2 protein-coding genes are annotated in these 1385 nt (G+C 61.9%); both read right to left on the reverse strand.

The genetic code is table 11. The annotated features are described in order from the left end of the window. Positions 1-615: glycosyltransferase (locus ACYQ8K_RS30040; protein WP_459975007.1), on the reverse strand; the 615-nt coding region annotated here is incomplete at its 3' end. A 395-nt stretch (positions 616-1010) separates the two neighbouring features. Next, a partial coding sequence (locus ACYQ8K_RS30045) for a glycosyltransferase (protein ID WP_459975009.1) occupies positions 1011-1385 on the reverse strand: 375 nt, incomplete at its 5' end.

Here is a 1385-nt window from a genome sequence, read left to right on the forward strand (position 1 = left end):
GTCGTCGTAGGCCTGAATCTCCAGCGAACCGCGTTCGGCGATGCGTCGCGGCGAGGCGACCGTGGCGGTCGGCAGGCCGAGCTCACGGCGCTGCCGATCCTCGGCCTTCTTGTTCATCCGCCAGCACATCCAGTCGTAGATCGACATACCGGTGCGGACCAACGGGCCGGGCACCCTCGAAAGCAGTTGGCCGTTCGGCCGCATCGGAATGTAATGCAACGTGGCCATCGGAATGCCGTAGTAGTCGGCGACATTGATGGCCAAATCCTGGTAAAGCTGGCCACTGAACAGCAAATCGGCGCCGGCACCCACCGACATCAGCGCCGAGCTCATTTCCTGCCAGTTCCGCAGCACTGGTTCCCAGGCTTCGCGCATCAGGCTGATGGGTCCCTTGACGAAGTTCTTCCAGAAGTCGCGAATGAACTCGTCGCTCCAAAAGTCGTGCATATCGGGGCCATAGCCGATCGCCGGAAGCCCGGCCGCTTCGGCCAACCCGACGAGATTGGGCGGGACGGCCATCCGAACCGAATGCCCCCGTCGCATCAGCTCACGACCGATGGTGAGGCAAGGTTCTATATCCCCACGCGTTCCATAGCTTGCCACAGCAAATTTCATCGCGACTAATACCTTAATCAATCTCCGACGGCATGGGCAACTTTGACTGCGGCGTTCTGGCTCGGTAGCCTGCGGCCCGCCATTGGCCCTGCGATGTGGTCAGAGACATTGAATGTAGTTGTTTCGCAACGGATTTGGCTGCCCGAGGCCAGAAACGATCGCGAGTGCGCACCGGTGCAGTCGAGTGCGACAAACCCAACCCCATCGGCCTTTCCCCCCGACCGTAGAAGTATGACAACGCCGGGTGGTTTGGCTGAACCCCAGGTGTCGCCGCCTGATCCTACGTAAGTCTGCCAGACGATCGACACCGTGTCTCAGGAAAGTGAGAAGTCGGTCCGGATACCGCGATTCGATAGCTGAACCGGCTATTCGCCCTGCACAATCGCGATGACGAGCTAGCTGGAACGGGTGCGGCTGCGCGAGCTGACGAAATTCTCCACCACGTCGGCGGCCTTGACCACGCTGTCGACCGGCTTGGTCATCCGGGCGGCGATCTCACGTGCGCGCGCAGCGTAGTCCGGGGCCAGGATCCGGCGCAGGTCCGACACCAACGATTCCCGGTCCGTTGCCGAAAACCGGCGCGTGGTACCAACTTTCAGTCGTTTGAGCTGAGCGCCCCAGACTGTCTGATTGGCATCCATCGACAGAATCAGCGTGGGAACTCCGGCGCGCAGGCTCGCGGCGGTGGTGCCCGAACCGCCGTGATGGACCACCGCGCGGCAGACGGGAAATATCGTCGCGTAGTTCACCGGGCCCACCACCTTGACGTG

It is taken from the genome of Mycobacterium sp. MUNTM1, assembly GCF_054660795.1.